General features: G+C 68.5%; 15 protein-coding genes and 1 pseudogene. 10 read left to right on the top strand and 6 right to left on the bottom strand.

Translation table 11 applies throughout. The annotated features are described in order from the left end of the window. Positions 1 to 673: thiamine pyrophosphate-dependent enzyme (locus VLK61_RS15980; RefSeq protein ID WP_325422602.1), on the top strand; the 673-nt coding region annotated here is incomplete at its 5' end. 55 nt (positions 674 to 728) lie between these two features. Here VLK61_RS15980 and VLK61_RS15975 read toward each other — a convergent pair. Both VLK61_RS15975 and VLK61_RS15970 read right to left on the bottom strand, forming a co-directional pair. Then, the gene (locus tag VLK61_RS15975) at positions 729 to 1,685 is read right to left on the bottom strand and encodes an MBL fold metallo-hydrolase (RefSeq protein ID WP_325422601.1); all 957 of its coding nucleotides are present in this window, start codon (positions 1,683 to 1,685) and stop codon (positions 729 to 731) included. Between the two features lie 67 nt (positions 1,686 to 1,752). Continuing rightward, positions 1,753 to 2,976 (bottom strand): polyhydroxyalkanoate depolymerase, encoded by a 1,224-nt coding sequence (locus VLK61_RS15970; protein ID WP_325422600.1) that lies wholly within the window; start codon positions 2,974 to 2,976, stop codon positions 1,753 to 1,755. Between the two features lie 127 nt (positions 2,977 to 3,103). On the opposite strand from VLK61_RS15970, the gene VLK61_RS15965 reads away from it, so the two are divergent. After that, positions 3,104 to 3,763, top strand: a complete 660-nt coding sequence (locus VLK61_RS15965) for a glutathione S-transferase (RefSeq protein ID WP_325422599.1) — start codon at positions 3,104 to 3,106, stop codon at positions 3,761 to 3,763. A 12-nt stretch (positions 3,764 to 3,775) separates the two neighbouring features. Here VLK61_RS15965 and VLK61_RS15960 read toward each other — a convergent pair whose 3' ends face one another. Together VLK61_RS15960 and VLK61_RS15955 are read right to left on the bottom strand one after the other, a co-directional pair. Continuing rightward, a complete protein-coding gene (locus tag VLK61_RS15960; RefSeq protein ID WP_325422598.1) occupies positions 3,776 to 4,213 on the bottom strand; it encodes a cupin domain-containing protein in 438 nt (145 codons plus the stop codon). 244 nt (positions 4,214 to 4,457) lie between these two features. Next, positions 4,458 to 4,826 carry a DUF1428 domain-containing protein gene (locus VLK61_RS15955; protein WP_209386300.1) on the bottom strand — a complete coding sequence of 123 codons (369 nt, stop codon included), beginning with the start codon at positions 4,824 to 4,826 and terminating at the stop codon, positions 4,458 to 4,460. 332 nt (positions 4,827 to 5,158) lie between these two features. Here VLK61_RS15955 and VLK61_RS15950 point away from each other — a divergent pair, with 332 nt between their 5' ends. Next, complete coding sequence (locus VLK61_RS15950) at positions 5,159 to 5,587, top strand: YciI family protein (protein WP_325422597.1); 429 nt, start codon at positions 5,159 to 5,161, stop codon at positions 5,585 to 5,587. Positions 5,588 to 5,670: 83 nt separating this feature from the next. Here VLK61_RS15950 and VLK61_RS15945 read toward each other — a convergent pair whose 3' ends face one another. Both VLK61_RS15945 and yedA read right to left on the bottom strand, forming a co-directional pair. Next, positions 5,671 to 6,288, bottom strand: coding sequence for a YdeI/OmpD-associated family protein (locus tag VLK61_RS15945; RefSeq protein ID WP_325422603.1), 618 nt, complete (start codon positions 6,286 to 6,288; stop codon positions 5,671 to 5,673). 267 nt (positions 6,289 to 6,555) lie between these two features. Continuing rightward, positions 6,556 to 7,446 (bottom strand): drug/metabolite exporter YedA, encoded by an 891-nt coding sequence (gene yedA / locus VLK61_RS15940; RefSeq protein ID WP_325422596.1) that lies wholly within the window; start codon positions 7,444 to 7,446, stop codon positions 6,556 to 6,558. Positions 7,447 to 7,552: 106 nt separating this feature from the next. On the opposite strand from yedA, the gene VLK61_RS15935 reads away from it, so the two are divergent. The 7 genes and pseudogenes from VLK61_RS15935 to VLK61_RS15905 all read left to right on the top strand — a co-directional run. Beyond that, entirely contained in the window at positions 7,553 to 8,044 is a 492-nt protein-coding gene (locus VLK61_RS15935) for an Lrp/AsnC family transcriptional regulator (protein ID WP_325422595.1), read from the top strand. A 155-nt stretch (positions 8,045 to 8,199) separates the two neighbouring features. Further along, complete coding sequence (gene ccmA, locus VLK61_RS15930) at positions 8,200 to 8,826, top strand: cytochrome c biogenesis heme-transporting ATPase CcmA (RefSeq protein ID WP_325422594.1); 627 nt, start codon at positions 8,200 to 8,202, stop codon at positions 8,824 to 8,826. Beyond that, positions 8,823 to 9,488 carry a heme exporter protein CcmB gene (ccmB, locus tag VLK61_RS15925; RefSeq protein WP_325422593.1) on the top strand — a complete coding sequence of 222 codons (666 nt, stop codon included), beginning with the start codon at positions 8,823 to 8,825 and terminating at the stop codon, positions 9,486 to 9,488. The genes ccmA and ccmB overlap by 4 nt, the downstream gene beginning before the upstream one ends. A 19-nt stretch (positions 9,489 to 9,507) precedes the next feature. Further along, on the top strand, positions 9,508 to 10,254 hold the full coding sequence (gene ccmC / locus VLK61_RS15920; RefSeq protein WP_325422592.1) for a heme ABC transporter permease CcmC: 747 nt from the start codon (positions 9,508 to 9,510) through the stop codon (positions 10,252 to 10,254). Between the two features lie 21 nt (positions 10,255 to 10,275). After that, positions 10,276 to 10,446 carry a heme exporter protein CcmD gene (gene ccmD, locus VLK61_RS15915; RefSeq protein WP_325422591.1) on the top strand — a complete coding sequence of 57 codons (171 nt, stop codon included), beginning with the start codon at positions 10,276 to 10,278 and terminating at the stop codon, positions 10,444 to 10,446. Beyond that, positions 10,443 to 10,907: a cytochrome c maturation protein CcmE gene (gene ccmE, locus VLK61_RS15910; protein ID WP_325422590.1), complete on the top strand. Its 465-nt coding sequence runs from the start codon at positions 10,443 to 10,445 to the stop codon at positions 10,905 to 10,907. The genes ccmD and ccmE overlap by 4 nt, the downstream gene beginning before the upstream one ends. Further along, positions 10,904 to 11,393 (top strand): annotated as a pseudogene (locus tag VLK61_RS15905) (c-type cytochrome biogenesis protein CcmF); the annotation flags it as partial. The gene ccmE and the pseudogene VLK61_RS15905, both read left to right, overlap by 4 nt.

Here is an 11,393-nt window from a genome sequence, read left to right as displayed (position 1 = left end):
CTGGGCCGCCGCCGCGCATGCCGACTACGAAGCCAACCATGTCGCACCCGATGTCGCGCCGCTGGACATGGCGGTCGTGATGAAGGCCGTGCAACGCCTGGCGCCGGCCGACACGGTCTACACCAATGGCGCCGGCAACTACAGCGGCTGGCTGCACCGCTACGTGCGCTATTTCGGGCTGCAGCACCATGGCCGCACGCAGCTGGCCCCCACCTCCGGCGCGATGGGCTACGGCGTACCGGCCGCCGTGGCCGCGGCGCTGCTGCACCCAGACCGCACGGTGGTCAACGTCGCCGGCGATGGCGATTTCCTGATGACCGGCCAGGAACTGGCCACCGCCACCGGTTATGGCGCGAACGGTGGCCGGGGCCGCTTGATCAGCCTGGTGGTCGACAACGGCACCTACGGCACGATCCGCATGCACCAGGAACGCGATTACCCGGGGCGGGTCAGCGGCAGCGATCTGTTCAACCCCGACTTCGCGGCGCTGGCCCGGGCTTACGGCTGGCGCGCGGCCAAGGTCGAGCGCACCGAGGACTTCGAAGCCGCGTTCGCTGAAGCACTTCAGCCGGGCGCGCCGATGCTGATCCACCTGCGGCTGGACGCCGACGTCAGCACGACGCGGGCGACGCTGAGCGCGATTCGCGAGGCGGCGCGCAAGGCGGGGCGCTGAACCTCAGCTGACTTTCCGACCCGCCGGTGTGATCCGGCTTTTGGGCACGCCGGCGTCAGCCGGCTTTCGGGCAGAAAGCGCGCGCCTTGTCCGGTGCCGCGCGCAGGTGCTCTTCGAGGTAGTAGCCCAGATAATTCTTTGCCAGGCGCTGCTCGGCGGCCGGGATCAGTTCGCCAAGTGCATCGATCCAGCCGCTCGTGCAGTCGGGGCCCGGCTTCGTGCTCGCGGCGCATAGCAAGAGGGCCTTGAAGCCGCGGCGATAGCGCTCGAACTCCTCTCGGCTCATCGCCGGTCCATGGCCCGGGATCAACTGCTCGAAGGATTGCGCGGCCAGCGTGTCGAGCGCGGCGGACCAGCGCTCGGCACAGGCGGTGTCGAAAAACGGCACCGGCAGCGTGACCAGGTCGCCCGAAGCCAGCACGCGCGCGTCGATGTCGTGCAGCCAGACGTCGCCGGCGGTGGCCGCCTGCCGCGCCAGGCCGACGATGAAGCGGCGGCCGGCCAGTGCCTGTTCGCCCGTCGCCTGGACGCGCACATCCGGCGTTTGCGCCGCCTGGTTGTCGATGATCGCCAGTTCACGCCTGAACGCCATGCGCTGGGCCTCGCTGGTGTCCGGCTTGTCCAGCTGTTCGAGCACCTGGCCCCGGTAGCGCGCCAGGAAGCCACTGCGCGCGCCACGGATCGAATCGCTGGCCATCAGCCTGGCCTGCGGAAAGGCTGCGCGCAGCTCGGCATTGCCGCCGATGTGATCCAGATGCCAGTGGCTGTTGACGATCCAGCGCAGCGGTTTGCCGCGCGCACGCACGGTCTCGATCAGCAGGCGCGCATGGTCGATGTGGCGGCCGGTGTCCAGCAGCACCAGGCCCTCAGCGCCATCGAACAGCACGCTGTTGCCGTCGGGCTGGCCGCCGGGCGTCCAGTGCCCGGGCACCAGCGTGACGCCGGCGGGCAGGGTGGCCCCGGCGCCCACGGGCATCAGCAGGGCCAGGCAGCAGATGAGGGTGCGCAGCATGGCCGCGAGCCTAGCCGAAGAAGCCTGCCGTCAGCCATGGCCAATTCGGGCAACCGCGTGGGCCAATTCAGGAATAGCTCTGGATCATCTCGCGCACCCGCGGGTAGATCTGCTGCTGCCAGCGGCGGCCGCTGAACACGCCGTAGTGGCCGACACCCAGCTGCACATGGTGCGTCTTCATGTAGGGCCGGATGTTCGTGCACAGGTCGTGCGCCGCAACAGTCTGGCCGATGGCGCAGATGTCGTCGCGTTCACCTTCCACGGTGAACAGCGCGGTGCGGCGGATCCTGGTGGTGTCCACCCGCTCGCCGGCCACCCGCAACTCGCCCTTGGCCAAGGTGTAGCGCTGGAAGACTTCGGCCACGGTTTCCAGATAGAACTCGGCGGCCAGGTCGTTGACGGCGAAATACTCGTCGTAGAACTCGATCGTGCGCGCGGCCGTCTCGTCGTCACCGGCGGCCAGGTGGCCATAGAGCTCGGAAAAGGCCTTGTGGTGGCGTTGCGGGTTCATGCTCATGAAGGCGCTGAGCTGCAGGAAGCCGGGGTAGACACGCCGTCCGCCACCGGCAAAACGCGGCGGCACGCGGGTGACCAGGTTCTGCTCGAACCATTCGATGGGCTTGGCCGTCGCCAGTTCGTTCACCTTGGTCGGGTTGATGCGGCAATCGATCGGCCCGGCCATCAGCGTCATCGTGCGCGGCTGCGCCGGATGGTCCTGCGCGGCCATCAGCGCCACCGCTGCCAGCGTCGGCACGCAAGGCTGGCACACCGCGAGCAGGTGCGTGCCAGGGCCCAGGTGCGCGGTGAACTGGATCAGGTGCTGCACATACTCGTCGAGGCCGAAGCGGCCGTGGCTCAAGGACACATCACGCGCGTTGTGCCAGTCGGTGATGTAGACGTCGTGGTCGGCCAGCATCGTGCGCACGGTGTCGGCCAGCAGCGTCGCGAAATGGCCCGACAAGGGCGCCACCACCAGCACGCGCGGCCGGGGCGGCTCGTCCGCTGCTGGCATGTCGTCGCAGTTGAAGTGCAGCAGTGTCGCGAACGGTGTGTTCAGCACGGCCTCTTCGCTCACGCGCACCATGCGGTCGCCGCGTTGCACCGAATCGATGCCGAAGGGGGGCCGACGGTGCGTGAGCTTCAGCCGCGAGAACACCGCACAGGCTGCCGCGATCTGTCGCGCCATCGAACTCTGCGGCAGCCCCAGTTGCAGCCAGGCGGCGGCCGCTGAAGCCGCACTTTGCAGCGGGTGAAGCCAATCAACCTGGGCCTGGTAAGCGTGGTACAGCATGGGTGCGAAACCACAGCCCATGAGGGACTGCAGCGCCAGACCGGTGCAAGGCAAGTAATGGACCATGGCCTGTGCACCACGCTGGCACAACGCTTGCGACGAAGCGCCGATCAGGAGTCTCCCGACCATGGCCAAGACCACGCTCACGCTCAGCAGCAAGAACTATTCGTCGTGGTCGCTGCGGGGCTGGCTGCTGGCCCGTTTCGCCGGGCTGGCGTTCGATGAGTTGATGGTGGCCGCCGACGACGCCGACGCCAAGGCCGAGATGCTGCTGCTGGCGCCATCGATCCTGGTGCCTTGCCTGCGTCACCAGGGCGTGACCGTGTGGGACACGCTGGCGATTGCCGAGTACCTGCACGAGATCCAACCCAAGGCCGGCCTGCTGCCGGCCGAGCGCGCCGCCCGGGCGCATTGCCGCGCGATCTGTGGCGAGATGCATTCGGGCTTCGTTTCGCTGCGCTCGGCGCTGCCGATGAACCTGAAGGGCCACTACCCGGGCTACAAGGTCTGGAGCCGCGCGCACAGCGACATCCAGCGCGTGCTGGCGATCTGGCAGGAGTGCCTGGCCCGCTACGGCGGCCCGTTCCTGTTCGGCGAGACCCGCTGCATGGCCGATGCGATGTACGCGCCGGTGGTCACGCGGCTGCAGACCTACGACGTGCGCGTGCCCGATGCCGCCAGTGCGGCGTGGTGCCAGCGCATCCTGGCGATGCCGGAGATGCAGGAGTGGATCGCTGCTGCCAGGCTGGAGCCCGAAGCGATCGACGAACTCGAGGTCGAGTTCTGATCGCGCCGGCGTTCAGAAACCCCAACCCTTCGGTGCGGGCACCTCGCACACCGGGTCGACGTCGATGGTCGTGAAGTCCGCCGGGCCGACGATTTCCAGGTACTCCATGTCCGGCGAGTAGTCGAACAGGTAGTGCCGCACGCCGGGACGCTGGTGCACGCAGTCGCCGGCCGAGACCAGCGTCTCCTGGTCTTCGTACATGAACTTGGCCCAGCCGCGCAGCATGATGACGATGTGGAACTCCGCCTCGTGACGGTGCCAGCCGGTGCCCTTCTCGGGTGCGTTGTGGGCGATCACCAATTGCGCGATGACCTTGCCCCGGGTGGCCTCGGCGATGCCGAGGTCGCGGTAGAGAAAGAAGTCGCGCAGGCCCTCGCTGCGGTAGTGCGTGTCGCCCGGCTTGATGTGGGCGAATTGGGTGTCCTCGGGCTCTCGAACCTTGTCCAGCATGGTGTGCTCCCGGCGGCGTGCGGTGCCGCCGGTTGGCGCCATGCAACTCGCGTTCCTGCGGCGAGTCAGTCGGGGCCGTGTCGCCCCTTGCGCGGCGTGCGACCGCTTGCCATGAATGGCCGATTGCGACCCTTTGCGGTCAACCCTCCAGTGAGCAAGGGCCAGCTGCCTGCGGGCCGGCAGTTTGCGCCAGACGCCCGCCGTGACGCGTGGCACGTCCAGGGGCGTGCGTCGCCCCTGCCGCTCAAGCCTTCACTTCGACCACCGGTTCGAAGCCGCCGAAGATCATGCGTTTGCCGTCGAAGGGCATGGGCGGGTTGCCGGGCGTGGACGGATCCATGCGCGGGTCTTCCATCATCTTCTTCATGGCGGCGTCGCGCGTGGCCTTGTCCGGCCATTCGACCCACGAAAAGGCCACAGTCTCCTCGGCCGTAGCCTGGACTGCGCGGCGGAAATCGGTGACTTTGCCGTCGGGGACGTCGTCGCCCCAACCCTCGATCACACGGATTGCGCCCAACTCGATGAATATCGGGTCGAGCTGGCGCGCGTGCTCGATGAACTTCTGCTTGTTGGCGGTGGGAACCGCGATCACGAAACCATCGATGTATGACATGTCTCACTCCTGTTGCGTTGACCAGTCGGCGCGCCCGCGTGAGGGCGCCTCGTATCCCATCGACGAACGACCGGAAGCCAAATCGACATGGCCTGCCCTGCAGTAGGACACGCGCCCTGTGGCGGCGCTGGAGCAACGCCGCTACAGAATGCCTGCCGGGTCAGCCGCGGCGGCGCCCTCAGCGTAGACCCCTTGGCCCCGCAGGTCACTCTGGAGCAACCCGAGCACTTGCCTTTCAACAATGCCCGCGCCTGGCCGGGAGAAGCTGAGTGGTCTGTCGAAATGCGCCGCTGCCGCTCGTCGTGTAGGGTCCACTGCTTCAGGAGACTTCCATGCCCCGTTACATGATCCAGGTCCGCGCCACCGCAATGAGCGAGGCTGGCGACTTCCCCGATGACCCAACGCTGGTGCCGCGCATGATGGCCTTCCACGACGAGATGGCCAAGGCCGGCGTGCTGCTCGATGGTGCCGGACTGCAGCCCAGCAGCCAGGGCTTTCGCGTGCAGTACGACACCGCCGGCCAGGCGCGCGTCATGGACGGCCCCTTCGCCGAGACCAAGGAGCTGATTGCCGGCTACACGCTGATCGAAGTGCGCTCGCACGACGACGCACTGGCCTGGGCGCGGCGCTTTCCGGCACCGTTCCCTGGCCAGCCCTGTTGCATCGAAGTGCGCCCGCTGATGGGCGGCATCGACCTGCCACCTGAAGATGCCGAGCGTGTCATCCGCGAACAGCTCGCCGCTATCAAGCGGCGCGGATGACGGCTTCGATTGAGACCGCTGGTGAAGCGTCGTGGCCGCACTCCAGGAGGTGGGGCCCAGGAGATCGCGCGTGAACCACGCGGTCATGCCTTTGCACTGGGCTTGAAGATGTGGATGGTCTCGCCGCGCGCTAGCATCTCCACCAGCTGGGCGATGCGCCTGGCGCGCGTCTCGGCCTTCACCGCCGTCTGTATGCGCCACAGTACCGCGTAGCGATTGGCCGCGTTGATCGTTGCAAAGAAGGCCTTGGCCCTCGGCTCGGCTTCCAGCGCCGCCAACAGGTCCTCGGGCACCGCGGACGTGCGCGCTCCGTCGTAGGCCTGCGCCCAGCGTCCGTCGGCCTTGGCGGCCTCGATCTGCGCGTAGCCCGGCGCCTGCATGCGGCCCGCCTCGATGAGCGCCGCGACCTTGTCGACGTTGATCTTCGACCAAATGCTGCGCGCGCGCCGCGGCGTGAAGCGCTGGAGAAAGTGCTGGTCGTCGAGGCCCTTCCTCTGGCCGTCGATCCAGCCCCAACAGAGCGCGATCTCCACCGCCTCGGGGTAGGTGACGCTGGGGTCATTGGCGCCACGCTTGGCGATCTTGATCCAGAGGCCGTCGGATGCGGCGTGGTTCTTCTTCAGCCAGGTCTCGAAAGCCTTGGCGCTCTTGAACAAGGTTGGGGAGGCGTCGGGCTGGATGGCGGATTTGGCGGCGGGCATCGCAAGGAGTGTGCCGCATGAGAGCCAGCGAGATTCGCTGCACAGTGGCATGGGGATTAGTGCGTCGTCACGGCGTGGAAAGGCCGGCCTGGCCAGAGCCCGCGCGGCAATCGCGAAGCTCACACGATGGCGTTCGATCGCGCTAGCCTGCGCACCTGCGCACCTGCGCACCTGCGCACCTGCGCCTCGGCACCCGGCTGCCATGCCAGAGAGGAGTCGGCCATGAACGGCTGGTCTTGGCCGACTGCAGGCGTTCGAAGGTTGATGCTATTGGCGACGTGCGCGCAACAACAGCACTACACCCAGCAGGATTACCCCGGCCGCCAGCCATTCACCAACGGTGATGCGCTCGCCGGCCAGCGCCACGCCCAGCAGCATTGCGATCACCGGATTGACGAAGGTGTAGCTCGAGGCCAGGCCCGGCGAGGCCTTGGCCAGCAGCACCATGTAGGCGTTGAAGGCGATCAGCGATCCGAACACCACCAGGTAGAGCCAGGCGCCGAGGGCCGCCGGTTCGATGTGGGCGGGCCAGGCTTCGCCGGCCACCGCAGCGAAGCCGAACAGCACGACACCGCCGCAGATCATCTCGCTGGCAAAGCCCATCGCGCCCGGCGCGAGCGGCAGGCTGCGCTGGCTCAGCACGCTGCCGGCGGCCCAGGTCAGGCAGGCCACGGCAATCGCCGCCAGGCCTGCGGGGGACGCGCTGAAACCGGCGCCCTGGGTCAGCAGCAGCACGCCGGCCAGGCCGACGATGATGCCGGCCAGCTCACCCCGCGCCGGCTTCACGCCATAGGCCCGGTTGAACAGCGCGATCATCAGTGGGCACACCGCGATGAAGGCCACCACCAGGCCGGAGCCGACGCTGACTTCGGCGACCGCCGTGAAGCCCATGCCGCCGCCCAGCATCAGGCTGCCGACCACCAGCGCATGGCCCCACTGGCGCAGGCTGGGCAGCGGCTGGCCGCGCCAGCGCATCCACACCAGCAGCATCACGCCGGCAGCGAGGAAGCGGCTACCCATCATCAGGAACGGCGGCAGGCTGATCAGCGCCACCTTGATGGCCAGGTAGGTCGAGCCCCAGACCAGCCAGGTGGCGGCCAGGCAGGCCAGGATCAGCGGGGGCAGGGCGGGGCGGGCGGCGACGGCATTGGAACTCATGGCCCGGCATGTTAGAAGGCCACACGGCCCCGGACCATGCCGGATTCTCTGTTCAGGGCCGGCCCGGCCGTTGATTCCAAGGTTCAGGCGGTGCTAGGCTTTGAACATGCCAGAAGCCCTGATCCTCGACAGCTACGACACCCGCATCCTTGCCGAGCTGCAGGCCGACGCCCGCATCTCGATGGCCGAACTCGGGCGCCGCGTGCACCTGTCGCAGCCGGCGGTCACCGAGCGGGTGCGCAAGCTGGAGGCGGCGAATGTCATCACCGGCTACCGCGCGACGGTGAACCTGACGGCGCTGGGCTACGGCATCCGCGCGGTGGTGCGCGTGGCGCGGGCCGAGTACGCCCGCGTCGTCAAGCTGATCCAGCAGACGCCCGAGGTCATCAATGCCTTCAACGTGACCGGCGAGGACAGCTGGATCCTCGAGATCGCGGTGATCGACGTGGCGCATCTCGACGCCGTGGTCACGCGCTTTTGCCTGCTGGCCGAAACCTCGACCTCGATCATCCTGAACACGCCGCGGGAGCACCAGCCGATGCTGCCGTCGCGCCCGGAAGACGTGAAGCCGCCGATCCGCAAACTGACACGAGCCTGAATCTGCGCCGTCGTGATCGGGCGCTTGACGCTGGACAAGCCATGCCCTGCCGCAGCCGTTAGCATGCGGGCCGCCGCAGCGTGCAATCGCCACGGCGCCGAGTCCCGCCGATGCAGCCCGCACCCTCCACGCCAGCCTCCATCCCCTCCACAGCCTTGACCAGCCTGCTGGCCGCGCGTGCGCTGGCCTGCCGGCGTGGGCGGCGCCTGCTGTTCACCGGCCTGGATTTGCAGCTCGGCGCGGGCAGCGTGACCTGGCTGCGCGGCACCAACGGCAGCGGCAAGACCAGCCTGCTGCGCATCCTCGCGGGCCTGTCGCAACCGGCCGAAGGCCAGGTGCTGTGGCAGGGCCAGCCGCTGAATGCGGCGGCACGCGGCCACATCGCCTACATCGGCCATGCGAATGCACTGAAGGACGACCTGACGCTGGGCGAGGCGGTGGCCTTTCTCGGCACCCTGGGCGGCGTGGCCGATGCGGCGGAGCGCACCCCCCAGGCGCTGGAGCGGCTGGGCCTGGCCTCGCGGCGCAACGCCCCGGTGCGCACGCTGTCGCAAGGCCAGCGCCGGCGCGGCGCGTTGGCGCGGCTGGCGCTGGACGATGTGCCGCGCTGCTGGATCCTGGACGAACCCTATGACGCGCTGGACCGCGCCAGCGTCGCCACGCTGTCGGGCCTGATCGAGGCCCATGCCGCGTGCGGCGGCGCGGTGTTGCTGACCAGCCACCAGGCGGTCGAGCTGGCCGGCGCGAGCGAGTTCGACCTGGAGCCTTGGCGCGCGCCATGAGCCTTCTCTTCGCCATCACCCGCCGCGACCTGCTGCTGGCCCGCCGCCGCCGGGTCGAGGCCTTGCTGCCGCTGGGCTTCTTCATCGTGGCGGCCGGGCTGTTCCCCATCGGTGTCGGCCCCGAGCCGCAGACCTTGCGCCAGATCGCGCCCGGCGTGGTCTGGGTCTGCGCGCTGCTGGCGGCGATGCTGTCGGTGACGCAGATGTTCGCCAGCGACCACCAGGACGGCTCGCTGGAGCAGATGCTGCTGGCGCCGCAGCCGCTGCTGACCGTCGTGCTCGGCAAGGTGCTGGCGCACTGGCTGTCGTCCGGCGTGCCGCTGGTGCTGGCCACGCCGGTGATCGGCGTGCAGTTCGGCATGGGCGCACAGGCCATCGCCATCCTGGCGCTCACGCTCTTGCTGGGCACGCCGGTGCTCAGCCTGCTGGGTGCCGTGGGCGCGGCGCTGACGCTGGGTTTGCGCAGCGGCGCCGCGCTGGTGTTCCTGCTCGTGCTTCCGCTGACAATACCGGCTTTGATCTTCGGCACCGGTGCGGTGGTGGCGGTGGAGGGCGGGCAGTCGGCCCAGGCGCACCTGTCGCTGCTGGGCGCCTTGCTGATCGCCACCGCGCTAGCCGCCCCCTGGGCCACCGCCGCCGCACTGCGCATCTCGCTGGACTGAGCTGTTGAACGCCTTGACGATGAACGATAGAAGTGCCCCGATCCGCTGGACCCAGCTGGCCGCGCCATCGCGTTTCTACGCGTTTGCCGGCGGCGTGCTGCCATGGGCCTGGGGCTTGGCGCTGCTGCTGTCGGCGGCCGGCCTGTACGTCGGCTTTGCCATTGCGCCCACCGATTTCCAGCAGGGCGAGGCCTACCGCATCATCTTTATCCATGTGCCTGCTGCGTGGATGTCGATGCTGATCTACCTGGTGATGGCCTTCTGGGCCGCCTGGGGCTGGATGCTCAATGCCCGCATGGCCTCGATGTACGCCCGCGCGCTGGCGCCCACCGGGGCGATGTTCACCTTCATCGCGCTGTGGACCGGCGCGCTGTGGGGCAAGCCGACCTGGGGCACCTGGTGGGTCTGGGATGCGCGGCTGACCTCCGAGTTCATCCTGCTGCTGCTGTACCTGGGCTACATCGCGCTGACCGAGGCCATCGACGACCCGCGCCGCGCGGCCAACGCCGGCGCGCTGCTGGCGCTGGTGGGCGCGGTGAACATCCCCATCATCTATTTCTCGGTGCGCTGGTGGAACACGCTGCACCAGGGCTCGTCGATCAGCCTGACGGCCGCGCCGACGATGGCCCACACCATGCTGACAGCCATGTTGCTCATGACCTTTGCGTTCTGGGCCTACAGTTTCGCGGTGGTGTTCATGCGCGCCCGGGCCATCGTGCTCGAGCAGGAGAGCGACACCGACTGGGTCAGGGCGTTGCGTCGCTGACCCTTGCCACAGGCCATGACGATGAACTGGACTTCCTTCGATCAATTCCTGCACATGGGCGGCTACGGCCTCTATGTCTGGGGTTCCTATGGCGTGACGCTGGCGGTGATGCTGGCCGAGGCGCTGATGACCCGCCAGCGCCTGCGCGCAGCGCAGCGCGCGGCGAACGACGCGCTGGAGGCCGACGCATGAAACCCCGCCACAAACGTGCCGCCATCGTGGTCGGCGTGCTGGCCGCCGTGGGTGTGGCCGTGGGCCTGGTGCTCAACGCCTTCAACAGCAACCTGGTGTTCTTCTACACGCCAACGCAGATCGCCGCGAAAGAAGCCCCCACCGGCCGCACCTTCCGCATCGGCGGCCTGGTGCAGGCCGGCAGCGTGGTGCGCGACGGCGTGACGGTGCGCTTCGTCGTCACCGACACCGCGCAGAACGTGCCGGTGCGCTACGACGGCGTGCTGCCCGACCTGTTCAAGGAAGGCAAGGGCGTGGTGGCGCAGGGCCAGCTGGGCGGCGACGGCGTGTTCGCCGCCCGCGAGGTGCTGGCCAAGCACGACGAGAACTACATGCCGCCCGAGGCCGCCGATGCGCTGCAGCGGGCCGACAAGATGAAGGCCAAGATGGCCGGCACCTTGTCCGATGGAGGCAAGAAATGATTCCGGAACTGGGGCAGTTGCTGCTGATCATGGCGCTGGCCGCCGCGCTGACGCAGGGTGTGCTGCCCTTGCTGGGCGCGCATCGCGGCCGCGCCGACTGGATGGCGCTGGGTGGCCCGCTGGCCTGGCTGCAGTTTGCGCTGGTGGCCGGCGCCTTCGCATGCCTGGCCGCGTCTTTTGTGCGGCATGATTTTTCGGTGCTCTACGTCGCGCAGAACTCGAACTCGGCGCTGCCGCTGCCCTATCGCCTGGCGGCGGTGTGGGGCGGGCATGAGGGTTCGCTGCTGCTGTGGATCCTGATGCTCGACATCTGGACCATCGCCGTGGCCAGCTTCAGCCGCACGCTGCCGCGCGTGTTCGTCGCCCGCATCCTGGCCGTGCTGGGGCTGGTGTCGGCCGGCTTCCTGCTGTTCACGCTGATCACCTCCAACCCCTTCGAGCGCCTGCTGCCCGGCGCGCCGGACGGCCGCGACCTGAACCCGCTGC

The organism is Aquabacterium sp. (genome assembly GCF_035476535.1).
Lineage (GTDB): Bacteria > Pseudomonadota > Gammaproteobacteria > Burkholderiales > Burkholderiaceae_C > Pseudaquabacterium.
This window is presented reverse-complemented; position numbering and strand designations above follow the sequence as displayed.